The organism is Bdellovibrio sp. HCB337 (assembly GCF_047302465.1).
Taxonomy (GTDB): Bacteria; Bdellovibrionota; Bdellovibrionia; order Bdellovibrionales; family Bdellovibrionaceae; genus JACMRP01.
Genome location: NZ_CP178621.1, coordinates 3358006 through 3382409 on the forward strand (window position 1 = coordinate 3358006; position 24404 = coordinate 3382409).

The window sequence follows — 24404 nt, forward strand, 5'->3', positions numbered from 1 at the left end:
GGTCCCAAGGGGGGCCAATAATAGGAGGAACCATGATGAAAAGAAAACTTCAAAAAGCAATGACAGGAGTGGTAGCACTCACTCTCGCAGCCTGCGGTGGCGGCGGTGGTGGTGGCGGCGGCGGTGGCGGAAGCTCCGACGTACTTTACTACCCTTACGAAACAGTTTACGGAGACATTTGTACGACTCAAGATCCAACTCCAGGTTGTACTTTCCACTCTGACAACGGCAAACGTATTAAAGTTACCGAAGACAAGGACTACGGCAAAAACGGCCACGGTTCAGACGACATGTGGTACGTAAAGTTTGACTCTTCTGGTCAAGCAGCTGTTTATGACCAATACGGCACTTTCCAATACTATGCGGGCGCTCATGAATTCGCAGGATATGTTGGCGGAACAACTATCGGTGTTGGTACGACAGGTCTTTACTGGGAAAACGTAGCAAGTGGTACGTACTGGCTTGGAAAGAACGGCGTTCTTTACAATGCGAACACTGGCGAGTCTAACTACGGTGAAGCGATCAACGAAAAAGGAGCTCGCAAAGCTTCTGATTCTAACTTCGCTGTCTTGAAGTCTGAAACTAACAAGAAACTTGTTAATTTGGCTTCTCAAAAATTGATGAAAGACTACGGCTTCCAAAAAGACAAAGCGGTTGCAGTTGCTTCTGCTTTGAACTCTTGGGCTGTTGCTGCTGCTGAGCGTGGCCAAACAACTCCGACAGACATGGACAAAACATTCAAGTCTGTATTCGGTGTGAAGTTTGCTGATGCTTTGGCTGCTGTGAAAGACTTGCAAGCAGGTAACACTGCAGGCATGGCTGACATGACAAACAGATCTGCAGCTGCGTTGGGTTTGAAACCACACGAAGCTCAGAAGTTCATCAAAGGCATGTATCGTAAAGCCCTTTCTAACTGGGGTTACGATGCTGACGAAGTTCGTTGGTAATAGAGCATGAAAAAGTTTTTGTTAATTCTCATGGCGGCGATGACTTTGTCTGCCGCTTTCGCAGAAGCTTACATTACTCCAGGCCCTCGCCCCTATCCGGGGCCGGGGCATCCTGGTCGTGGCCCAGGCCGCGGACCTCATCGTCCTTATCCGCCGGCACCTGGATATCCTCCAGGACCTCAAACTTTCGCAGTTCCGGCTTATGTGGATGGTAACTACTATGGCTCAAGCTATATTGATTTGGGCCGTTCCATTAATTTGTACCAGTATCGTGGTTACAGATTAGTCGCGATCGACTTCATGGCAAGTGCCCACTATGGCTCTGCCTTGATGGATATTTTGGTAAATGGATTTCAGATCACTCCGACTATAAATCTGAATTCGTATCCAAACAACTTCCGCATCTTCCCAAACCAATACATGGTGATCGGGCAAGGCGCGGATAGTATCGTTTTCGCCACTCGTGGAGACATGCAACTTAGAAACGTATTCTTGCAGCTTTCACGCTAATCCGCAGGCTGAAGGAAGTAAGATCCAAAGACCCCGGAAACGAAACTCCGGGGTCTTTTTTTGCCGAAATCTGTCAAATTGGCATTTTAAACTTGATTCCAGGCCCCCGCTTTTGCACATTCAAAAAATATGCGGAGGTTTTAATGGGTTTTTTGTTTAAGCTGGTAACAATCAGCTGCGTCAGTCTTTTGAGCACTTCAGCTTTGGCTCAAGAACTTAACTTTCAAGAGTACAGAAAATTTTTGATGCAAGGAAATCAACAGAGTGGTGGCAAAAAAATGGCCATCGAAACGACTTGCACAACTCCAGAAGGCCAAACATACCGTATTGGCGAAAAAGAATACGATACTTGCCTGAATGGGATTAAAGCAGCTCACAATCAAAAACAGCTGACTGGTCAAAATGAAACCAAAGGCTCTAACGTAGGCACGAGCACGACCATTCACTTTGGCAACTAGTCATCAATGATACCTTTTGATCTGAGTGATCCTTTTCCTCTTCTCGCCCCGCAGACCCACACCTACAAGGATGCTCAAGAACATTCAGCCCAAGTGGACCACCACTTGGGTTTTTATTTTCAAACGATTGAAGAAAACCTGATCGCTGACAATCCCTATCGGAAAAGCGATGAGGCCGTGCAAACCTGGCAGGGTCTCCCCGTTCAAGCGATGCAGACGCCTTATACTGAAATTCGCTACATGCTGAGCCTGTTAAATCCAAAACCTGGTCAAACCGTGATCGATCTGGGCTGCGCTTATGGGCGAATGGCTTTTGTGATGGGACGCCACTATCCCGACGTGAATTTTATAGGCTATGAGTTGGTCCAAGAGCGCGTGCTGGAAGCTCAAAGAATCCTGTCACACTTTTCGTACCCCCGCGTGCGTGTCGAAACGAAGGATTTAAGCAGCGCGGATTTCACACCACCCCTTGCAGATTACTATTTCATTTTTGATTTCGGCAGTCCGGCTGCCATTGAAAAAAACTTGAATGACCTGCGCGTGTTGGCGCAGACAAAACCGATCACCGTGATCGCTCGAGGACGCGGTATCCGTCATCAGATTTATCAATCACACCCATGGCTGGCTGCAATCAACACACCTGAAGTCTACGACCACTTCACTTTTTTTAGATCTTAATAACGTAAAATAGTGGCGGCACTGGTAAGACCCGCGCCAAACGCGGCCATCAGGATGACCTGACCCCGCTGTAAAGTTCCATCTTCAATTTTTTCACTCATCAGAATAGGAATCGAAGCACTTGAAGTATTGCCGACCTCACGGATGTTGCTTGGTATTTTCTCTATAGGAATTTTTAACTGCTTTGCCACAGCTTCAATGATTCTTAGATTTGCTTGGTGAATGAGAAACCAATCAACATCCTCCACAGTCAAGCCTGCTTTGTTCAGAGCCTCAAGACACGTATCCCGCAAAAATTGCACGGCGGATTTAAAAACTTCGCGGCCTTGCATCTCGATCAGATTCTGACGGGCTTCTAACCTTTCGATCGTCACCGGAAAGCGGGACGCCCCTGCAGATACTTGCAGGATATCGGTGAAGGCACCACTGCTTACCGACTGTGAAGACATAATACAAGAGGAAGACTCACTGGATTGCGTTTTAGAAATCACAACTGCGCCCGCGCCGTCTCCAAATAAAATACACGACTGACGATCTTGGTAGTTCACCATGCGGGTCAGTGTCTCGGCGCCGACAACTAGAATGTGGCGATATGTTCCTGCACGAATAAAATCATGCGCGATATTCATGGAATACAAAAAACCAGAACACGCAGCCACAACATCAAACGCCATGATTTGCCGGCAGCCGAGTTTGGCCTGCAGAAAACACGCCGTACTTGGTAGTGGCTGATCCGGTGTCACCGTCGCAACAATAATCGCATCTAAATCCTGGGGGGAAAGTTGTGCTTTACTGAGTGCGGCCTGTGCGGCTCGCAAAGCCAAGTCCGACGTAGTTTCTGAAGACGGACAAACATGCCGTTTCTGAATGCCGGTACGCTCGAGAATCCATTCATTCGAGGTATCCACCATTCTTTCCAGATCAGAATTTGTCAGAGTGATAGTTGGAAGATAAGAGCCTACTCCAGAAATCCGTGCTTGAAATGCCGTCCGTGCTATTTCCGAACTTAAATTCATAGACCCTCACTTACCAAGGAGGGCCTTTGTATTAAGAATCTATGTTAAAAGCCACGAACGATTGATCACGTTTCTTTGACGAAAGCATCTTATAAGAAAAACTCAAGACGGCAAACAGACATCACAATGTCCGCACTTGCTAGCGCCCGTATGACCGAAATATTCATAGATCTGGAGCAAGCGACACTCATCTTCACGAGTTGCATAGCGAACAATGTCGTACAGTTTTTGATTTTGGCTCTTCAGAAGTGCCGGAGAATTCTCGGCGGCAAACATTTCAGCCGTCGGCTCACGAACTGCGACGTAAGGGAATGGCATATCTGCAGCTTCAACACAATCCCAACGCTCCAAAATACGCACGGCGCTTTCGACACGGAAGTCGCGACGGTTTTTAAAACTCATCTGTCCACGAAGATAGTCGAAACCTTCTTGATCTAAAGGACCACGATTTTTTTCAATCAGCTGATAAACCTTAGAGATAAACTCTGGCTCGGGATGGGACCACTTTAAAAATTCCATTTGAATCGAGACATCGTCCTGATCATACAAAAGATGACATTGTGATGGCTGCCCATCACGACCGGCACGTCCTACTTCTTGATAGTAGGCTTCGACAGATCCTGGAATTTCCACATGCACAAGCAATCGCACATTCTCTTTATCAATCCCAAGACCAAACGCCGGAGTTGCCACCATCAACGGTGCTTCTTCAGAAACGAAACGCTTCAAATTACGCTTACGATCTTGGCCCGGCAAATCGCCGTGATAAACTAAATGTTCCAACCCTAGGCGACGAAGATCTGAAGAGACCTTTTTCAGAGTTTGAATCAAAGAACAATAAATGATCGCGGCCCCTGATGTTTGATGACGAAGGCCAATGATGGCTCGCACTTTCTCATCGATGCCATAGACATCGTGCACATTCAGCTGCAAGTTCGGGCGCTCAAGGCCCCCAAAAATAATCTCGCCGCTTTCTTCCATCTGGAGCTGCTTCATGATGTCTTTTTGCACAGGTGGAGTCGCCGTCGCCGTCAAAGCCAAAACCGGTGGATTGCCTAAAAGCTCTCGGAACTCTCCTAAGCGGGAATAATCTGGGCGGAAATCATGGCCCCATTGGCTAATGCAATGGGCCTCGTCCACGGCCAGGCAAAAAAGTTTGCGTTTTTGAATGGCCTCCAGGAACTCGGGCTTCCGAAAGCGTTCCGGGGTCACATAGAAAAGCTGGTAATCGCCTTGCCCCAGGCGTTTTTGCCGCGAGTCCCGTTCTTCGCGGCTTAAGGTGGAACTCAGGTAAGCTGCGGGAATCCCCAATTTCTGGGCTTTTTGAACCTGATCCTCCATCAAAGCGATCAGGGGCGAGATGACCAGAACGAGGTCTTTTTGAACCCGAGCCGGAAACTGAAAACACAGACTTTTCCCCATCCCGGTCGGCATCAAAGCCAGGGTGTCTTTTCCAGCCATCACCCGCTCTAGGATCTTTTCCTGTTCACCTCGGAACTGTTTATAGGGAAAATTTTCAGTTAAAAGCTGGGCGAGGTTCACTCAATAAATCCTTCTCTGATTTAGGCCCATTAAGCAGCGCGCAAAACCCCTGACGTCACAGGTTCGTCACATTCTTCTTTTGCAATGGTGCCCAAATAATGATAACTCGATAGACTCTTTAAGCAATCATTAACACACAAAGGGTATAGTTATGTCCAAAAAATGGAATATTGATACGGTTAGAAATATCGGTATCTCGGCTCACATCGACTCCGGGAAAACTACGACTTCTGAACGTATTTTGTTCTATGGAGGTCGTATCCACGCCATCCACGAAGTTAAAGGTAAAGACGGCGTGGGCGCAACGATGGACTCCATGGATCTTGAGCGTGAAAAAGGTATTACAATTCAGTCTGCTGCGACTCAGGTTCAGTGGAAAGATTATACCATCAATCTAATCGATACACCGGGGCACGTGGACTTCACAGTAGAAGTTGAACGTTCTCTTCGCGTTCTTGACGGTGCGGTTCTATTGTTGTGTGGTGTTGCGGGCGTTCAATCTCAGTCAATCACAGTTGACCGTCAGATGAAACGTTACAGCGTTCCTCGTTTGGCATTCGTGAACAAATTGGACCGTCAAGGTGCCAATCCATATCGCGTTGCTGAGGCCCTCGTTGATAAATTGAAATTGAATGCAGTGATGATCCAAATTCCAATCGGTTTGGAAGATCAACATCGCGGTCACGTTGATTTGACTGATATGAAGTCTTACATCAATGAAGGTGACAACGGTGAAAACGTTATTGTTGGCGATATCCCTGCGGATATGGTTGAGCAAGCTAAAGAATACCGTCAAAAAATGATCGGCAGACTTGCTGATATCGATCCTAAGATCGAAGAAAAATTCTTGATGGAAGAAGACCCTACAACTGAAGAACTTCGCGCGGCGATCCGTGCTGGTACTATCAGCTTGAAATTGGTTCCAGTTCTTTGCGGTTCTGCTTTCAAAAACAAAGGCGTTCAACGCTTGATGGATGCAGTACTTTACTACTTGCCATCTCCTGCTGAGAAAAAAGAACACGCGTTGGATTTGACTAAGAACGAAGAAAAATTCGAATTGTTCCCAGACAACGCGAAGCCATTGGTTTCTTTGGCGTTCAAATTGGCTGAGACTCCATTCGGTCAGTTGACTTACATGCGTATTTACCAAGGTAAAATGGGTAAAGGCGATTTCATCGTAAATCAAACGAACAAGAAAACTGTTAAGATTCCTCGTTTGGTGCGTATGCACTCTGACAAGATGGAAGATATCGACGTAGCTTACGCGGGTGACATCGTTGCCTTGTTCGGTATCGATTGCGCATCTGGTGACACTTTCTGTGACGATAGAATTGAAGCTTCTATGCAATCAATGCACGTTCCAGACGCGGTTATCAGCTTGGCAGTTGCTCCTAAGAACAAAGAAGGCGCGAACAACTTCTCTAAGGCACTTCAAAAGTTCCGTAAAGAAGATCCTACTTTCCGCGTTCACCGTGATGAAGAATCTAACGAAACTATCATCTCTGGTATGGGCGAGCTTCACTTGGAAATCTACGTTGAGCGTATGAAGCGCGAATTCAACTGTGAAGTAATCGTAGGTCAACCTCAGGTTGCTTACCGTGAAACTATCGCTGTTGAAGCTCCGTTTGACTACACTCACAAAAAACAAACGGGTGGTTCTGGTCAATACGCGAAAATCGTGGGTGCGGTTCGTCCATTGCCTGCGCAAGAAGACGGTTCTGTATTCAAATTCGAAAACAGCGTTGTCGGCGGTCGTATTCCTAAGGAATTCATCCCAGCTGTTGAAGAAGGTTTCAAAGAGCAAACGGTTAAGGGTCCACTCATTGGCTTCCCTATCGTTGGCGTAGAAGTAGAATTGACTGACGGTGCTTACCATGATGTCGATTCATCTTACATGGCCTTCAAAATCGCTGCGATGGCTGCACTTCGTGAAGTGTACCCTGCTGCAAAACCAACTGTTCTTGAGCCAATCATGAAGCTTGAGACGACAGTTCCAGAAGAATACCAAGGCCCAGCGGCTGGTCAAATCAGCCAACGTCGTGGCGTAGTTGTTGGTACAACTGCATTCGAAGGAACTTGTGTGATCGAGGCCGAAGTGCCGCTCACAGAGATGTTCGGTTACTCAACAGATTTGCGTTCTGCAACTAAAGGTAAAGGTGAGTTCACTATGGAATTCGCTAAATACCAACCTGCTCCTCGCAATATCCAAGAGGAACTTGTTAAGAAGTACCAAGCTAAGCGCGCTGCTGAGCAGAAGTAATCTTGACCATATAAGTGAAAACTTGAAAAGACCGGTGTTTCCACCGGTCTTTTTTTTGCGTCTAAGCCTTCACTACCCATCTCTCGGCCCCCATGCTCTAATCAAGAACTGGAGGTCCCATGACATCACCTGCTTGGAATATCAATTCTGAATACGCATCCATCGAATCAGCGGCTTTTACTGAAGATTTTGCCTTTGTTGAAAATGCGATCGCAACTATCGAAAAAAGATCCGCACAGAAAGATATCAAGAACTTACAAGACCTCTTTATCTTGAAAGAGAAGGCCTACACACTAGCGTGGAATATGTCGGTTTATCTTCAGTGCACTATCTCGGTGGACTCTACTGAAAAAGCAGCCAAGGCAAAAGCTTCGATCTGTGAAGATCAAATGTCTCGCCTCAACCAGGCCTGCATTTCACTAAATATGTGGATCAAGACATGCGATGAGGCTTCTTTGAAACAAGTTTTGGCACATCCAGAGCTGCAAGCGTCTGAGTTCACTTGGGATCGCATGCGCAAAAACTCGGACCTTCTTCTAAGCGAAAAAGAAGAGACCCTGCTAGAGGCATTGAACACTTCAGGGCACGATGCGTGGGGAAACCTGTACTCTCGCCTTTGCGGTTCACTGAAATGTGAACTGAAGTACCCAGACAAAACAGAAACTGTCGGACTTTCTCAAGCGGCGGCAATGGTACGTCACAAAGATGAAGCCACTCGCAAAGTGGCCTGGAATGCTGTTCAAGAAGCCTGGAGCGAACATCGCGAGACTTCGGCTGCGATTGTAAATGCATTGGCTGGTTGGCGCCATGAGGTTATCAAGAAGCGCTCTTACAAAAGACCTCAACACTTTTTGGACTCGTCCCTTCACTACAATCGCAACACTCGCGAGACTCTCGAAGCCATCATGACAGCTTGTCATCAAAATCTCGAAGGCCTTCGCAAAGCGCCTCTGATGATGGCAAAAATTATGAAGAAGCCAAAACTCGATCCCTGGGACTTGGTCGCGCCAAGCCCTCTCGGTGAAGCAGGAAAAAATATTTCCTTTTCTGAAGGTATGGAGACTATTCTTTATGCCTTCAACCAAGTCGATCCGCAGTTGGCGGATTTTGCAAACATGATGGTAAAAAACCAATGGATTGACGGACGCGTGCTTCCGAACAAATCCACGGGTGGTTACTGTACAGAGTTTGAAAAAAGTCTGACTCCAAGAATTTTCATGACCTATATGGGCTCGGATCGCGACGTTGTTACTTTAGCACATGAGCTTGGGCATGCTTACCATTCGTGGGTCATGCGGGACATGCCGCGCGCACAAAGACATTACCCAATGACTTTGGCAGAAACCGCGAGCGTCTTTGCAGAAACAGCCCTTCGCGATGTGATGATGCAAAAAGCGAAGAACGATCAAGAGCGCCTTGAATTTGGCTGGAGTGATCTGGAATCCGCTGCAAGTTACTTGATTAATATTCCTGTGCGATTTGATTTCGAAAAAAGCTTCTATGAAAAGCGCATGGAAAGAACACTAAGCCCTGAGGAGCTTTCTGGGCTGATGGATCAGGCTTGGAACAAATGGTATGGCCCGACTGTTTCAAATAGTGATCCTCTATTCTGGGCAAGCAAACTGCACTTCTCTATTCCCGGAGACGCCAACTTCTACAACTACCCTTACACTTTCGGATACTTGTTCAGTTTGAGCATCTATGCCCGTCGTAAAGAGCTGGGTTCACAGTTCATGAAGACTTACGTGGATATTCTGCGCGATACAGGTCGCATGACTGCCGAAGATTTAGTGCAGAAACATTTGGGCGAAGACATTCGTCGCCCAGAGTTCTGGCAAAAGTCCTTGAATGTGGTTCTTGGAAAACTGAATACGATCGAAAAATTGATATAAAAAAAGCCGGTGGAAACACCGGCTTTTTTCTTACATGCCCCAGTAGTATTTTTTAAGTGCTTCCCAATGACGAGGAAGAACTTGTCCCGTCATATGTTGGGACATCATATCACCAGCGTTAGACTGGTCTTTATACGCACAAGTTGCGGAACTCCAAGTCGTGTAATAGTTATCGCGGAAACCCAAGACATGACCGAACTCATGCGGCAAAGCACGAAGTGCGCCGTAGTTGTACAATTGCATTTTCTTACCTTGTACAAAGGCGCGACCGCCCACAAGATCATCGACCTTCACCAGGTATGTAGAACCTTCTGCGTGGTTAGGAACAATCTTAATAGAGAATCCAGCTGTATTATTCCAAACAGATTCAACATAAGAAATGAACTGAGCAGCCGCCGTGCCGAACGCGCGTAAGTCCATTGGAACTTGCAGCTCGGTTCCGTTTGTACGGATGATATCGCCAGGAGTGAACTCGTAACGGCGATTGTAGCTAGCTACCCACTTGTAAAGTTTCTCGATGTAGGTACGACGCTCTGTAAAGGTATAAGACTTGCTCGAATAATAAAGGCGATAGACGTAGAAGCTCTCAGCACCTTGAGTTAAAAAATTCTTCTCTGAATCTAACAGATCTGGAGTCGTGCAATCTGAATTGCTGTAGCAAAGCTTCACTTTTTCAAAAATGGCTTTTACAATGGGACCTGCATCTTTATTGAGCCCCGTATTTTCTCCGTAGCTAACGCGATTTTCTTCATCGACGATAACACCACGAACAAAACCGTTCAGGCGAACAGCCTTCAATCCTACAGCTTCACTTTTTGCCTGTTGATAAATGCTGTATGCATCTGACCATGAGTAAGTAGATTCTTCCCAATAGTCTGAGCCAACAGTTTCTTGCTTCTGTTTACGGAAGTCGAAACGGCCCATAGAAACCATTTCAGTGTCGTTGCTAGGGTTTTCATCGATGTACTTCTTATAAACGGTTTCGATTTCGGATTTATTCGCTTCTAAGTAGCTGCCCATTTCTTTGACTTTGTCTTTCCATTGGCGATCACAGTCTGTGAAATAAGGCTCGTTTTCCGGTCCATAGATCTCGTCCATTTTTTTAGTCAGGTCGCCTTGGAAGGACTTTTTACCCGGAGAGTTTCCGTCGTTACCACTACTTGATGGCGTACAGGCGCTTAAAGACAAAGCTAAAACTACGAACGCAAAAACATGCAAAAGACTTGTTTTCATGAATCCCCTCAAAGCTAAAAAAAATGCTCAAAGAGGTATAGACAAGGCTTGGTTCTAGATCAAGAAATTCGCCTTAAATTGTACTTATTCGTGGGTTTACAAGAGGGGACACGGCCTCAGCTTCACCCTATACCAGCTTATGCGGCCCTGAGCTTTTTGACCTTAATACCGAACAGTACAGAGCAAGCACAAAGGAGGCGCTCCCAATGAAAAAAATAGCAATGGCTCTCGGTAAAAGCGTTTTACTTAATAACTGGTTTTGAGCATCCACGAGCTTGTGGGAGCCACTCGATATTCATCGTATAGGCTTTGCCGTCAGCGCCCGCAAAAGAGACTTCAACGGGGCGTTGCCAGTCTTTTTCGGCCTCGTTCATTTTAATCGAAACGCGATGAGGATAGCTCTTCATCTGGCCTTTTTCTAGAACTTGCAAGCCCGACATTACTGTCAGCATGGGCTTGCCTTTTTCGCTAGAACCTTTGATTCCAGTAATTTTCGGAAGCTGAGTGCCGCCATCAAGAATGACTTCCTGAAGACGGTCTACCTTTAACTGATAGCTCTTTGTTGGAGTCAGCACCACCGGCGCCAACTCTGTGCTCATACATGCCATTGCATTTAAAGACATCAACAAAGCTAAAATCATAATTACTTCTTTTTTGTGACAGTTAGATTTTTAAACTGATCCGCCAAAGTGCCAAGCCCCTTACCGCTGCCAGCACCGCCAGTGCTGCCAGTGAACCCCTGCCAAGAAGTGTCTTCTTGGTCTTTCGGGAAGGACAAAGAGATTTTCTTTTCTACGGTGTTTACGTTTTGGATTTGGACTTTCAAAGTCTCGCCTGGATTTTTCTTTTCCATCTCGCGCTCGTCAGCCACCTCACGGAATGCTGATTTTGGCAAAAGACCTACGATGCCTGGTTTTAGCTCCATCAAGAAACCAAAACGCTCTTTGCTGCGAATCTTCCCAGTGTGCACACTGCCGACAGCAAAATCTTTGTAAGCGGTCATCCAAGGATCTTCCTCAGCCTGCTTACGAGACAATGAAATCTTCAAACGGCCCGTTGCATCTTCTTCGATTTTCAGAATTTTTACAGAGATCTCTTGGCCAACCTCTAGAGCTTCAGAAGGATGAGCTAAACGAGACCAGCTCACTTCAGAAATATGCACAAGACCATCAATACCAGGTGCAAGCTCTACGAAGGCTCCGTAGTTTTCCAAACGCACTACGCGACCATTCATAACTTCACCGACTTGGCGTTGATCCATGAAAGTGCCCTGGTTCTCGAGCTTCTCCATGTCGAGCATACGGCGACGAGAAACCACGATATTACGGCCACCTTTTTCAAACTTCGTAATCATGAAATCGAACTTTTTGTCGATGTAGCTTTCAGGCTCTGTGATCGGCTTAGAATCCATTTGGCTGATTGGACAGAACGCCAATTTGCCCATGACATTTACGCGGAAACCACCGTTCACAACTTCAGTGACACGGCCTTCAACCGGAGTTTCAAAATCAAAAGCATCTTCCAAATCATCCGCCAAAGCTTTGCCGGAAGCTTTCGCAGAAAGAACCAACAAACCTTCTTGAGCTTTTACGACGTAAAGAGTGACTTGATCGCCAACTTGTACTTTCAACTGGCCATTTGCATCCAACATCTCGGCACGAGGAACCATGCCATCACGTCCGCTGATGTTTACAAATACTTCGTCTTTACCCAAAGTCATCACTTCGGCAGTGACCTTGTCGCCTTTACCGTAAGTTTGTGTGTAACCTTGTACTGATGCTTCGAACATCGTTGCAAAGTCGTTCTTTTTATTTTGGGAATCGTCGTCACCGAACATGTCTCTCATATATGCACCTTTGGTCTTTGGCTTGAAAAAGACCTATTCAATCCAAATTTCATACTTTTGTCTATGTCCGAGCATTGCAGAAGGGCCTAAAGTCCATGATTCCTTTTTAAGACGCGGCGAATCCTGACTGGATCTTTTGAGACCAAAACTTCCATAATAAATCCATTCCATATCAAGAAGGAGATCGGACTATGAAAAAGCAAATCATTATCTTTGCAACGGCAGCAGCAATGCTTTCTGCATGTGCAAGCGGCGACAATAAAAACGCTATCAACAAAGCTGGAATCGGTGCCGCAGTGGGCGCAGTAGCAGGTGCGGTGATCGGCCATCAAACTGGTAAGCGTAACGAAGGCGCTATGATCGGTGCTGCTCTTGGAGCAGGTATCGGTGGAGCTGTTGGCCATCGTTTAGATAAACAGCAAAAAGAACTCGAGAAAATCGCGGAAACAAAGCGTACAGAGCAAGGTCTTATCACCAAGCTTAAGAGCGATATTCTTTTCGATACTGGTAAAGCTGATTTGAAACCAGCGGCGAAGACCAACATTTCTCAACTTGCTGGAATCATGAAGAACTACCCTGAGAACGTTTTGACGATCAAAGGTTACACAGACAACACTGGTTCTGACAAAGTGAACAAGCCATTGTCTGAAAAAAGAGCGAAAGCAGTTCGTGATGCTCTTGTATCAAACGGCATCCCTGATGCTACTGTTAGCTTCGTAGGTATGGGTTCTGAGAATCCAATCGACGCTGGCAAAACGAAAGATGCTTTGTCAAAAAATCGCCGTGTTGAAATCGAAATCACGGTTGATGAAAGCAAAGTTCCTAAGCAAGCTGCTAACTAAAAAGTTTGCTGTCTGCAAAAACAAAAAAGGCTGGTTCATCACCAGCCTTTTTTTATTTCGTTTTCTTTACCCATTGCATTTCAATCTGACAGTTCACCGGGCGATCGTCACCTTGCGCATCTTTGGCAACAAGGCTGATGCGAGTCGTGGTCTTTTGAGTCGCACCTAAATCCAACTCTTGCATGAGCTTGTAAGTCCCCGAAGAGTCGCGCGACAACACATTCAATGTTTTATTGAATGTGCCCTTAGCAGTACGTGGCCAGATCATGTGTTCGCGATTGCGACCAAACGTCAGAGCTTGATTGCCTCCAGCGCGCGCCATGAAGTCGACCTCGTCGATGCCTTGACCGTTACTGACGACTGTTTTGTTATTACGAACAACTACCCCGTTTGCTTGGCAGGAATATTTTGTACGTAGATTGAAATCCTGAGGTGAACCTCCAGGAGCTGCTTGCACTGTAAGAGTGCCGAAAAAAAGACCCAAAGCCAAAATTGGGCTTAACATACGTTCCATAAATGAACCTCCTTGAGCTGACGCTCAAACCACCCCTTCAGCGCCCTTTCTTGCATTTAGGATGCCAGAGTTTCTCATTCTGAGACACGCTCCCAGAGCGTATTTCAAGGCAAAGTCGAGCCAACAAACAAGCTGTCGTTGCTTTCAACACCTGTTTAGTAAGATTAGACAGTGAGGTTTTTTAAAATCGTTTTGAGACACCCAATTCGAGCGTGATCGCTCCCAACGTGGACTGACCATGGAGCCAAGTTTGCAATGCCTTCCTTCGGGGACATACTTCTTTGGGGGGATCATGGGGATTCGACGTCTGAATTCGTCATTTGTGACTGTACTGGTTGGGCTTACTCTAACCACTCTTAGCTTTCAAAACTGTAGCAAAGCGCGATTCATCATCGACGAAGCTGCCAAAGAAAAGGCGCTCGGAGATGGCAACGTCTTCACACCTGGAGATGACGTTTCTATTCCTGGTCGTGGCAACACACCTGGAGATGATGCGAACATCCCTGGCAGCCGTCCCGGTGACGACAGCAGCACTCCTGGCGGAGGTATTCCAGGAAATGATCCAAGTATGCCTGGGACTCGCCCTCCTGGAAATGACCCTACAATGCCAGGCGGAATGATTCCTGGAAATGATCCAAGCATGCCTGGCACTCGTCCTCCTGGAATGGACCCAAGTGTTCCTGGTGGCAGCACTCCAGGCAGCGACCCATCGAAACCAAAATTGACTGTCGGAGTCACTACGTTCTGTCCATTGGGAGTTCCAGAGCATGGTGCTTACAAACCATTTGCGTTAGCCGGCGAATCCAAGTTGGTCTTCGTGAAGAAAGACATCATGAAATCACCGGTCACAACTTCTGTGGTCTGCGAGGTTCCAAAGGTCAGAGCACAAATCTTAGATAATCGTAGGATTGATATCTCTGCATGTGCGACTGCAGTGAAGGGCTCAACATTTATTGAAGCTTACATTGTTGAGGAGTCTGTAACGAGCAACTATGAAAAATACAAATTCAATGCAGAACCTGTCATGTACAGTTCTTTCACTGAATTGCGTGTAGCTTATGCCGAGATGGATGACAAAGCCAACCAAGCAGAGTGCGACCTTGTTGGTGACCCTCTCTTGTTACAATTGAATACATCAAGCCCACAACCAATCGAGTTAACAGCTCCAGAAAAAGGCGTGATGTTTGATCTTCTTGGCCGCCGCTCAAATCACGAGAAAGTTCTGACTTCGTGGTTTGCGACTGCAAAGACCGAGAACTACTTCTTAGTATTGCCAAACTCAAAAGGCCAAGTACTCGGTATCGACGAACTCTTTGGTGATGCAACTTTTGGCCCTGACCAACGTTATTCAAAACAAGGTTTCGCAGCACTTGCGAAACACGATGAGAACCGTGACCGCGTAATCAGCGGTGACGACGCTGTCTTCCCAGATCTAAAGCTCTGGAAAGACGAAAACCTGGATGGCATTGCTCAAGCCTCCGAGTTATCGACTTTGGATGAAAAAGGAGTTGTTGCGATTGACCTGCGCTATGATCGCCGCTTCTCTGAGAAAGATCAGCACGGGAACATGACGAAGTATAAGTCCATCGTTGTCATGAAAGATGACAGTTATGGCCTCGTCTATGACTTGTGGCTGAGATACATCTCAAAATAAGTGTGCAAGAAAGGCACTACGAGGGGAATGCCTGCAGAAAGGCTCGTTAGGAGAACGAGCCTTTCTCTTTTTTGTGCTGCTTTAGTAAACAACTAGCCTGAAGATTTGCCTAAGCCGCTTGCTCTTTTTGCCTATTTGCAAATTAGAATGCTTATTTCACAAGCGCCAGACCTAAGTCCCGCGTCAAGGGTCAAGGAAGACTAGACAAGCTTTTAATGAAGCGTGCTATCATAGAAGGACTCTATGGATTGTTACCGGTTACAGCTACATTTCATTTCTTTTATTCAAAGTTCACTTCACAGTAAAGCTCATCAATGACCACGATCATTCTGTTATTTTGCCTGACTATCACTATCTCTTTTACGTGCTCGTTGCTGGAGGCCGTGATTCTTTCAGTCACTCCGGCTTATGTTGCCGTGGCCGTGCAAAACAAAAAACGCAGCGGACTTTTGCTGCAGCATCTGAAAGAAAACCTGGATCGCCCCCTTTCAGCCATTCTGACCTTAAATACGATTTCGCATACCTTGGGTTCATCCGCTATCGCCTTTAAAGTTCAACAGCTTTTCGGCGATGAGTGGGTCACACTTTCCAGCTTCATTCTGACTTTTGCCATTTTGATTTTCTCGGAAGTATTGCCAAAAAGTATTGGTGCTGCTCACTGGAAATTCCTTGCGCCAATGGGAGTCTATGTCATTCAGGCGATGATCTTCTTCCTTTACCCGCTTGTTAGCATGTCGCAGTTTGTGGGCCGCTTGGTTTCAAAACCGGATCTTGCACAGGTCACTCGTGAAGAAATGATCATGACCGCCGAACTCGGCGCCGAAGAAGGAACCCTGAAAACCAAAGAGTCCAACGTTATTAAAAATCTTCTGATGATGGATAAGATTTATGTTTCGGACATCATGACTCCACGCTCAGTATTTTTCGCACTGGAAGCTGACATCACTGTTGATGAAGTGGTGAACAAGTACGTGCCACTCCGATTCTCGCGTATTCCGGTTTATCGTGACAGCCTTGATAATATCATCGGCATCACTCACCGTTATAAAATCTTGGAAGCTTCTTCCGACGACCAACACACCAAACAAGTGTCGGACTTGGTGACCCCGATTGCGTCTGTTTCAGAAAGACTGACGGTGGCTCAAGTTTTAGATTTCTTTATCAAAGAGAAAGAGCATCTTGCACTTGCCGTCGACGAGTACGGAGTCATCACTGGCTTGGTTACTTTGGAAGACGCCGTAGAAACCCTTCTAGGTGTTGAAATCGTGGATGAGTTCGACAACATCGAAGACATGCGTAAATATGCCCTCGATCAATGGCAGATCCGCAAAAAACAATTGCGCCGCAGTTAATCCTTAAGGAGTTTTCCCATGAACTCTGAAATTCGTTTATTCTATGTCACCTGCCCGAGCCAAGACGTGGCTCGGAAAATCTCGTCTAAGCTCTTGAATGAGGGCCTTGTTGCCTGCGCCAACATCCTGCCGGGAATGGAGTCTATTTACTGGTGGGAGGGTAAAATCGAAACTTCGCAGGAAGTCGTGTTGATTTTAAAGGCAACAGATGTTCAATCCTCACGCATTATTGCCCGCGTTGAATCGCTGCACCCCTATAACACGCCTTGTATTCTGTCTCTTCCCGTTGAAAAGGGCAGCGAGGCCTATGTAAGATGGCTCAAAGGGAGCCTCTTTTAATGCAGAAAACCGAACTCGCGAAAAAGATCTATGAAGTGGCCCATCTCACGGGCGAATTCAAACTCCGTTCTGGCCAAACCTCTCACGAGTATTTTGATAAATATCGTTTCGAGGCCCGTCCCGAACTTCTCAAAGAAATCGCTCAACATATGAGTGCGCTGATTCCACCAGGCACTCAAGCTTTGGCGGGACTAGAAATGGGTGGAATTCCGATTGCTACAGCTTTATCGCTGGCAACGGGTCTTCCTTGCGTCTTTGTTCGTAAAGAGGCCAAAGAGTACGGCACCTGCCAGTTTGCTGAAGGACTCGATATTAAAGGCCTTAAACTTTGCATTATCGAAGACGTCATCACAACCGGTGGCCAAGTTATTTTGAGCTCCGAAGACTTACGTTCTATGGGAGCAATCGTGGAACACGTTTTATGCGTGATTCATCGTGGTGGTGGCGAAGAAAAATTGAAGCAAGTGGACCTTAAGCTTCAAGCACTCTTCAACATGGAAGAACTCAAAGCGCATCTCAAATAAGTCCCCTCGACCAAGGTGCCGGTGTGCTCGGAACCCGGCCTTGTGGGATTTGCCCGAAATAAAGCATACTATCTCTATATTAAAAATCTTCTTTAAAGGAGAAGTCATGCTTCGTTTTGCAAAATTCATTGCGGCCTTGGGCCTTTTCGCAGTTCCTTTTTCTTCGCAAGCACAAGAAGAAAGCTGCACGTCTAATTTTTTGGTGACGTCAAAACTTGAATGCGTTTCTTGCGGTATTCAGAAAGCGCATGGGAATGTTCCATCAGAAAAGTTCTTGGCACTTCTGGGATTCGCAGCACAACACTATTATTCTGGCCTTAATCCTCACGAAAGAGATGTTGATTCTGTAGCTGCAATGAATGGCTTTTATCAGCACGTGATTCAGCAAGTCCAAGCTTACGGATACTGTGTCGGCGTCAAAGTTAAGCCAAACGGAGATCTTACTGACAAGAAGGCCTATGACAAAGTCAGCACCAATATGCTGGATCTCGTCTACCCTTCTATTACCGGCAGTAGATCAAGAGTAAGAGACGGAGAATACAATGGCCCTCTGACAGGGGATCAAATGAAAAAGATGGTTAAACATTTCGGTTTTAAAAACGAAGACGATGTTAAAACCATGTTTCAGGATGATTTCTGGAGAACGACAACTCCAGCACAGCGCCAAAAGCACTTCAGAACTTATGCAGAAAAATCTGGCGTTGTGAATGGTAGTGACGATGGCGACAATCTGAAAGAGTGCTTAAAGCAACTCAAAAACTTACATACTGGAACTACTGATTTCAACCTGAACAGCCCCAACGAAGCGAATCAAAAATTCTGTAAGACCGTGGCTGGCGAGTGCGGTATCGCAAGCAGCTTCTGTATGGGTAACACAGCTCCAGCACCAGTGCCTGCGAGTTCTTCAGGCAACAACCAACCTGTCAGAAGAAATCTCTACAACTCAACGAATAGCAGCACTGCAACGGGTGCTCACTAATTTTGATTCTGTAACAAGGACAAATAAAAAACCCGGAAGAGATTCCGGGTTTTTTTATTTTGTGCTTTCCAATTACTGATATTTTACGCTGCAACCATAAGGTTTGCTGGTTTCTTTCGAGATCTTCTCGCCCTTCTCAGCACTTGCAACTGCTCTGACAATATAATTCTCTGCTGTGGCGATTGTTTTCGGATCTGCAGAATCGTTGCTATCAATCGCCCCGTTGTATCTCAAGACGCCTTGCTGGTCGATCAAGTACATATGTGGAGTGGTCTTAGCTCCGTAAGCTTTCCCCATGTCTCCTTTTTCATCCAACAAGATAGCCGTAGCCTTGCTACCTTCTTTAGCGCCATTCTTCACGGCGTCTGCCGCTGCAAGATGCCCTTGTTTGCCCGGAGCTGAAGAAATCACGGTCAACCATACGACGCCTTTACCAGTCATATCGGTCTGAAGCTTTTGCATGTTCTTGCTGTCATAGTGTTTGCGAACGTAAGGACAATCTTTGTTGTACCACTCAAGAACAACATTCTTTCCTTTGTAGTCTGAAAGTTTATGCGTTTTCCCTGCTGCATCTGCCACAGAAAAATCTGGAGCAGCACTGCCCACCTTGGCATCGGCCAATGCAAAACTTCCGGCAAGACTTACTACGAGAGCAAATATCATTTGTTTCATGGTTCTTTCTCCTTGTTGAATAAATCGGTGATAATCCCTTTAGTTAAAATTTCTGGAAGCAACTCAGGTGTCTTAGAGCCCTTTCTATAAAACACATACAACGGCAAAGAGTTCCTACCATAACCAGCTAGGGCCTTGGTAATCACAGGATCCTTGTCAGTCCAATCAGCTTTATAGAGCTGCACATTCTGAGTCTTAAAGAGCGCTTGAATATCTTCGGTGTTGAGCACGAGTTTTTTGTTCACTTGGCATGTGATACACCACGCAGCTGTGAAATCGATAAACACAGATTTTCCAGCTGTGACCTCTTTCGTAATCACCTGTGGATCAAATTTTAGCCACGCCTCTGTCGCCACACTCTTCTCAGCTACCGCCGGTGTTCTCGGCATTGCCGCCAAACCAAGGAGTGAAATCACAAAACCTACAGCCAAGAGCGCCTGGCTAAGACGCTCATTAGAAATCTGACGAGCTCCCCAAATCCATACACTCACGATCAAAAACAGCGCCAGCAGGTATAACACCCCATCTGCACTGATCTGATGAGACAACACCCACAACAACCAAAGCACGGTCGCAAAGAGTGGGAACGCTAAAAACTCTTTTAGCTTTTGCATCCATGCGCCGGGCTTCGGTAAAAACTTAAGTGCTTGCGGAAAGTAAGAAAGCCACAAGAACGGAGCTGCCATCCCTAAACCAAGCCCTGCAAAAATCAGCAAGGTGCTTGCCGCGGGCAATGCTAACGAGGCACCTAGGGCTGCACCCATAAAGGGAGCTGTACAAGGCGTCGCTACAACTGTTGCAAGAACCCCCGTCATGAAAGAGCCTCCGTAGGAAGAGCTCACCTTCGTCGCACCTAAATAAGTTAAAGACTGACCGATCTCGAAAGTTCCCAAAAAGTTCAGACCCAACCAGAAAAAGAGCAACGCAATCGCCGACGCAATCAACGGAGATTGCAATTGGAACCCCCACCCGATTTGCTCGCCACCAGCACGCAAGATCAGCAATATACTGCCGAGAGCAACGAAGGACGCCAGTACCCCCAAAGTGTAAAACCACCCTGAGATACGCAAGACTTTAGGATCTTTATCCGGAGCCAAAAAACTTAAGACTTTGATTGAAAGAACAGGAAACACGCACGGCATGAAATTCAGAATGAACCCACCAAGCAAAGCCCAAAACAAAATCAGTGCGATGTTGCCTGATGCTGCTTTCTCAAGATTCACTTCATAGCCACTCTTTTTCTTTTGCGCATCTTCAACGACAACCAGAAAGCGAGAGTCCGAAAAGTTCTTCTTGGAAGTATCCTGCAGTGCAAACTGCACATTGTACTGAGATTCTTCAGGCACAACCGTCGGAGCCGTCGCCTTGAAGCTTTCCCCGTCTTCCGGGAATATTTCGATATTTTTAGGCTTGAAAGAGGAAGGAAGAGTCAGGCGAGCATCTAGTGTCGAGCTATCCTGTTTTAAAACTTTGAGACTTGTTCCGGCAGGTGCTGATTGAGGATATGAGAATCGGCCAAAGATTTTCTCTGGAGGACCCGTTTGTGCAGAGTGTGGAATTTCTTTTCTCAACTCCGCGAAATAAGGAATACACTCTGTTTTACAAACCAAAAACTCTAGCTTCAAGTTAGAGACTATAGGTTTTTCAGCTTGATCAGGCTCTAAATCAAAAACAAAAAGCGCCTCGTGCGAATAACCTAAGTTTACGAGTCCGCCCATAGCAATTCGCTCTGGCAAAGGCCAATACTCTTGAGCAATCTTGGCGTTCTGAAGATTCCAAGACCATTTGGGGGCGGCTCCGGAATCTCCGGAATTTTTCCAATAGATGTGCCAGTCTTTCTGCAAAGAAAAGTGAATTCCTAAAGAAACCTTCTGCGAAGAGTTCCAAGATTTTGTTTTGCTAAGAAGACTGACTTTACCCTGAGTAAAAGGATAAATATCGGAAACTGCCGATACAGGCAGAGCAAATAAAAGAATCAAACAGATCAGACTCGTTAGTTTTGCCATTCCAAGATTATAGACAGGATTTCCGACAAGGAACAAATGACTCCTTCTTCCATCAAGAAATTTTGTCATTTGCACATAAATTCAAGACAGATCCACTTGCATTTGATTTTCATCTCAAGGGGATCCGTTTATTGAAAGCTTTTAGGACTTATTTTTCAGCGACAACATAGGCAATCCAGCTATCGCAGGATTCGCCCTTTTCTGTACGAGTGAAAACACCATTGCCCGAACCATCACGGGCTGTGCCTTCCCAATAGATATGGGTCTTTTTAAAGCCCGCTTCCATCATGATCTCGCGGAGCTCTGGAATAGACCACAAGCGCCAGTCATAAGTGAAAACCTTTTCGATCTTCCGACCGCCGACGCGGAAATGGATATAGAACAAAGCTTCATTAGAAACTGGATCAAAATTAGCTTGGTCCCAGTAATAAGTAAAACCATCCATTTTGATAGTGTCCTCGATAGGGCCTTGGCATTGAGAGCCGCCAAAAACATCCACCAAGAAAACGCCATCTTTTGCGAGGCTCTTATACACGTTAGTGAAATAGAGCTTCATCACTTCACGAGACTTAAAGCAGAAGTAAGAGAAATTCATTGCCGCAACCACATCCGCCTTTGGCAGGTTCGAATGAAGGACGTTGCCCTCTATAAGCTGCATGCGTTTTTGTTGCTCAGGACGAATCTTAGAAAGGTAATTCGCCTTCCCATATGCCATCGGCTCTGGATCTAAATCCACCCCGATGGAGTTATGCTTAGGATCCAACTTAATCCACTCTGTCGACAAAGCAAAAGTGCCGCAGAAGTCTTCACGGAAAGTACGAGCACTCTTTTTCTTAAGCTCTTTGTAGGTGTCGCGGATAAACTCAACATCATTCTCTGCAGACTGAACCGCACGACGATAGAGATCATATTTATCAACAACGATGCGCGCGCGTTTTTTGTTAACACGGCGGCGCACTTTCTTTCTGTGAATTGTACTTTGCTTTGCCATTAAGGCACTTCCGCAACTACTTCACGAATTGCTACTTCAATGTCGCTGATTTGCGGTACAGAGTTCTTCTCAAGATTTGGCGCAAGCCCGATGCCTGGAAGGTTCTTACCAGCCAAGACACGCGGACGAGCCATCAAATGATAGAAGCACTCTTGAGTCGTTCTGTAAGCCAAATGCTCACCGAAGTTCGTGACCTCAGTGTCTTCGTTCACGAAGAGCACGCGGCCTGTTTTCTCGACAGAGTTTTTAATCATCTGCCAGTCATAAGGATAAATAGAACGAAGGTCGATCACTTCAACAGAGATTCCTTCTTGAGCCAGCTTTTCAGCCACTTCATTACACAAGTGAACCATACGGCTGTAGGTAACCACAGTGATGTGCTCGCCTGGGTGAGTGATTTTACCCACGCCGATTGGAACCATATACTCTTCAAGCTCTGGCCAACGAGGCTTCCAACCTGCAAAGTTTTGTACTGGCTTATCAATCATGGCTTTGAGTTCTTTTTCATCCGCAGGCTCGCCTGGGATCAACTCATCACCTTTATGGCGCATCAACGCTTTTGATTTCAAATAAAGAACCGGATTTGGATCTTGGATCGCTGACAACATTAATCCGTAAGCGTCCAAAGGATTCGAAGGCATCACAACCTTCCAGCCCGGCAAACGAGAAGCCCAAGCATCGAAAGAGTGCGAGTGATAAACGGAACCGAAGATCCCCGCCCCCACTGGAGTCATAACAACCATTGGCAGCTGAACTTGGCCGTTTGTGCACCACAAAGTATTACCGGCGATTTTCAACAAATCGATAGTATTGAAAATATAATCCCCGAATTGGATTTCAGCGACACAGCGATCGCCAGTCATCGCAATACCCATCGCGATACCGATGATACCACGCTCATCCAAAGGTGAATTCCATGCGGTCTTCAAACCTTGAGTCGCCGTGAAAACGCCACCAAGTGGAGCGCCCACGTCTTGTCCAAAAATATCTTTTACACCTAAATGTTTTTCACCGTAGTGAAGAGCCATTCTGATGGCTTGAGCTACACTGGCCATTAGAATTTCCTCCAATCTGCATTTTCGCTTCCAACAAAGACATTTTCCCAAACAGATTCCGCAGTCGGAGCTGGCTCTGTGCGCGCTTGTTGTTGCGCTAACACGCCTTCCTCTTCGTACTCTTCCCAGATCTTCAATGCTTCAGCTTTCGTAAGAAGGCCTGCATCAATGAGTCGTTTCTCAAACGCATGAACCGGATCTACTAATTCCGTTTTGCGATTTGCACCGTCCGCTGAAGAGTGACCGTACAAACGAGACACTTTCACTTCAACGAAAGAAGGCTTGCCGGTTTTACGGATGTAATCCATTTCTTCTTTCAATGACAAGTAAGCCTCAACAGGATCATTGCCGTTGATCACGCGAGAGCGAATGTTAAACGCCTTCGCACGGTCTGCAATCTGAGTTTCCCCATGCTGACCATCATACGGAGTAGAAATACCAAAACCGTTATTTTGCACAGTAATCAAAACTGGAAGCTCTTGGCCTTTACGGGAAGCCCATACCAAGCAAGTTGCGAAATCGCCTTCCGCAGTTCCAGCATCACCGCCAGTTACAATACTAATAGCTTTGTGACCCGCGCGTTTTTGCGCATGAGCCGTACCGCAAGCCAGTGGATATTGAACTTCGATCGGAGAAGTCACAGGCGCCACATTCCATTTCGGAAAGCAGTAGTGACCAGCAAAATTTCTGCCGCCAGTCGAAGGATCTGTTGAACGATTCATCATCAAGCGAGCCGCATCCAGCATTGGCATCCCTAAAGCCACCATCGTTGGCGTACAGCGATAGTGCAAGTGAAGCCAGTCATGCTCAAGGCCCTGACCCTTCTTCGCTAAGAGCCCGAGTGGAACGCCAAAAGCTTCCTCCCCAGGACCGCCGATCCAGAAATAACCTTCTCCGGCTTTGTAGATTTTAATCAAACGCTCTTCAAGAACGCGGGACTTCACCATCAGATTGTGAAACTTCAAAAGGAGATCGTCGGAAAGTCCGCCGAAATCAGTTTTGGTTTTTTTAGGCGCAGCCTTTTTAACGGCCTTTGATTTTGCCGATGCTTTGGTAGTCTTTTTCGACATTATAGGGAGCCTCCAGAGTAGGTT

At 46.3% G+C, this 24404-nt stretch carries 23 protein-coding genes; 12 read left to right on the plus strand and 11 right to left on the minus strand.

Going from position 1 to position 24404, the window contains the following annotated elements; translation table 11 throughout:
- The first annotated feature begins 32 nt into the window (after positions 1-32).
- The 4 genes from ACLWBB_RS16215 (at position 33) to ACLWBB_RS16230 (ending at position 2593) form a co-directional block, all read left to right on the plus strand.
- Complete coding sequence (locus ACLWBB_RS16215) at positions 33-947, plus strand: hypothetical protein (RefSeq protein ID WP_413288604.1); 915 nt, start codon at positions 33-35, stop codon at positions 945-947.
- 6 nt (positions 948-953) lie between these two features.
- Complete coding sequence (locus ACLWBB_RS16220) at positions 954-1457, plus strand: hypothetical protein (protein WP_413288605.1); 504 nt, start codon at positions 954-956, stop codon at positions 1455-1457.
- Positions 1458-1600: 143 nt separating this feature from the next.
- Entirely contained in the window at positions 1601-1915 is a 315-nt protein-coding gene (locus tag ACLWBB_RS16225; protein ID WP_413288606.1) for a hypothetical protein, read from the plus strand.
- A gap of 6 nt (positions 1916-1921) precedes the next feature.
- Positions 1922-2593, plus strand: a complete 672-nt coding sequence (locus ACLWBB_RS16230; RefSeq protein ID WP_413288607.1) for an SAM-dependent methyltransferase — start codon at positions 1922-1924, stop codon at positions 2591-2593.
- On the opposite strand, the gene ACLWBB_RS16235 is transcribed toward ACLWBB_RS16230, so the two are convergent.
- A complete protein-coding gene (locus ACLWBB_RS16235; RefSeq protein WP_413288608.1) occupies positions 2590-3609 on the minus strand; it encodes a 3-oxoacyl-ACP synthase III family protein in 1020 nt (339 codons plus the stop codon). The genes ACLWBB_RS16230 and ACLWBB_RS16235 overlap by 4 nt on opposite strands.
- Before the next feature lie 102 nt (positions 3610-3711).
- Complete coding sequence (locus ACLWBB_RS16240; RefSeq protein WP_413288609.1) at positions 3712-5151, minus strand: RecQ family ATP-dependent DNA helicase; 1440 nt, start codon at positions 5149-5151, stop codon at positions 3712-3714.
- Between the two features lie 151 nt (positions 5152-5302).
- On the opposite strand from ACLWBB_RS16240, the gene fusA reads away from it, so the two are divergent.
- Together fusA and ACLWBB_RS16250 are read left to right on the plus strand one after the other, a co-directional pair.
- Positions 5303-7411 (plus strand): elongation factor G, encoded by a 2109-nt coding sequence (gene fusA, locus ACLWBB_RS16245; protein WP_413288610.1) that lies wholly within the window; start codon positions 5303-5305, stop codon positions 7409-7411.
- Positions 7412-7530: 119 nt separating this feature from the next.
- On the plus strand, positions 7531-9303 hold the full coding sequence (locus tag ACLWBB_RS16250) for a M3 family oligoendopeptidase (protein WP_413288611.1): 1773 nt from the start codon (positions 7531-7533) through the stop codon (positions 9301-9303).
- Positions 9304-9333: 30 nt separating this feature from the next.
- Here ACLWBB_RS16250 and ACLWBB_RS16255 read toward each other — a convergent pair whose 3' ends face one another.
- From ACLWBB_RS16255 to ACLWBB_RS16265, 3 genes are all read right to left on the minus strand, one after another.
- Positions 9334-10536 (minus strand): hypothetical protein, encoded by a 1203-nt coding sequence (locus ACLWBB_RS16255; protein WP_413288612.1) that lies wholly within the window; start codon positions 10534-10536, stop codon positions 9334-9336.
- Positions 10537-10778: 242 nt separating this feature from the next.
- The gene (locus ACLWBB_RS16260; protein WP_413288613.1) at positions 10779-11177 is read right to left on the minus strand and encodes a hypothetical protein; all 399 of its coding nucleotides are present in this window, start codon (positions 11175-11177) and stop codon (positions 10779-10781) included.
- 2 nt (positions 11178-11179) lie between these two features.
- Positions 11180-12382 carry a S1 RNA-binding domain-containing protein gene (locus tag ACLWBB_RS16265; protein WP_413288614.1) on the minus strand — a complete coding sequence of 401 codons (1203 nt, stop codon included), beginning with the start codon at positions 12380-12382 and terminating at the stop codon, positions 11180-11182.
- A 191-nt stretch (positions 12383-12573) separates the two neighbouring features.
- Here ACLWBB_RS16265 and ACLWBB_RS16270 point away from each other — a divergent pair, with 191 nt between their 5' ends.
- A complete protein-coding gene (locus tag ACLWBB_RS16270; RefSeq protein WP_413288615.1) occupies positions 12574-13224 on the plus strand; it encodes an OmpA family protein in 651 nt (216 codons plus the stop codon).
- Positions 13225-13276: 52 nt separating this feature from the next.
- On the opposite strand, the gene ACLWBB_RS16275 is transcribed toward ACLWBB_RS16270, so the two are convergent.
- Positions 13277-13738, minus strand: coding sequence for a hypothetical protein (locus tag ACLWBB_RS16275; RefSeq protein ID WP_413288616.1), 462 nt, complete (start codon positions 13736-13738; stop codon positions 13277-13279).
- Positions 13739-14030: 292 nt separating this feature from the next.
- Here ACLWBB_RS16275 and ACLWBB_RS16280 point away from each other — a divergent pair, with 292 nt between their 5' ends.
- From ACLWBB_RS16280 to ACLWBB_RS16300, 5 genes are all read left to right on the plus strand, one after another.
- Positions 14031-15392, plus strand: a complete 1362-nt coding sequence (locus ACLWBB_RS16280; RefSeq protein ID WP_413288617.1) for a hypothetical protein — start codon at positions 14031-14033, stop codon at positions 15390-15392.
- 314 nt (positions 15393-15706) lie between these two features.
- On the plus strand, positions 15707-16744 hold the full coding sequence (locus ACLWBB_RS16285; RefSeq protein WP_413288618.1) for a CNNM domain-containing protein: 1038 nt from the start codon (positions 15707-15709) through the stop codon (positions 16742-16744).
- Positions 16745-16762: 18 nt separating this feature from the next.
- Positions 16763-17083, plus strand: coding sequence for a divalent-cation tolerance protein CutA (cutA, locus tag ACLWBB_RS16290; protein WP_413288619.1), 321 nt, complete (start codon positions 16763-16765; stop codon positions 17081-17083).
- Entirely contained in the window at positions 17083-17607 is a 525-nt protein-coding gene (pyrE, locus tag ACLWBB_RS16295; protein ID WP_413288620.1) for an orotate phosphoribosyltransferase, read from the plus strand. The genes cutA and pyrE overlap by 1 nt, the downstream gene beginning before the upstream one ends.
- A gap of 106 nt (positions 17608-17713) precedes the next feature.
- Positions 17714-18586, plus strand: a complete 873-nt coding sequence (locus ACLWBB_RS16300; RefSeq protein WP_413288621.1) for a hypothetical protein — start codon at positions 17714-17716, stop codon at positions 18584-18586.
- A gap of 72 nt (positions 18587-18658) precedes the next feature.
- Here the strand turns inward: ACLWBB_RS16300 and ACLWBB_RS16305 are convergent, their stop codons facing one another.
- The 5 genes from ACLWBB_RS16305 to ACLWBB_RS16325 all read right to left on the minus strand — a co-directional run bounded on the left by ACLWBB_RS16305 (position 18659) and on the right by ACLWBB_RS16325 (position 24380).
- On the minus strand, positions 18659-19258 hold the full coding sequence (locus tag ACLWBB_RS16305; RefSeq protein ID WP_413288622.1) for a redoxin domain-containing protein: 600 nt from the start codon (positions 19256-19258) through the stop codon (positions 18659-18661).
- Complete coding sequence (locus ACLWBB_RS16310; RefSeq protein ID WP_413288623.1) at positions 19255-21264, minus strand: thioredoxin family protein; 2010 nt, start codon at positions 21262-21264, stop codon at positions 19255-19257. The genes ACLWBB_RS16305 and ACLWBB_RS16310 overlap by 4 nt, the downstream gene beginning before the upstream one ends.
- Before the next feature lie 148 nt (positions 21265-21412).
- Complete coding sequence (locus ACLWBB_RS16315) at positions 21413-22255, minus strand: class I SAM-dependent methyltransferase (protein ID WP_413288624.1); 843 nt, start codon at positions 22253-22255, stop codon at positions 21413-21415.
- Complete coding sequence (locus ACLWBB_RS16320; RefSeq protein WP_413288625.1) at positions 22255-23310, minus strand: alpha-ketoacid dehydrogenase subunit beta; 1056 nt, start codon at positions 23308-23310, stop codon at positions 22255-22257. The genes ACLWBB_RS16315 and ACLWBB_RS16320 overlap by 1 nt, the downstream gene beginning before the upstream one ends.
- Positions 23310-24380 carry a thiamine pyrophosphate-dependent dehydrogenase E1 component subunit alpha gene (locus tag ACLWBB_RS16325; protein ID WP_413288626.1) on the minus strand — a complete coding sequence of 357 codons (1071 nt, stop codon included), beginning with the start codon at positions 24378-24380 and terminating at the stop codon, positions 23310-23312. The genes ACLWBB_RS16320 and ACLWBB_RS16325 overlap by 1 nt, the downstream gene beginning before the upstream one ends.
- Positions 24381-24404: the final 24 nt, after the last annotated feature.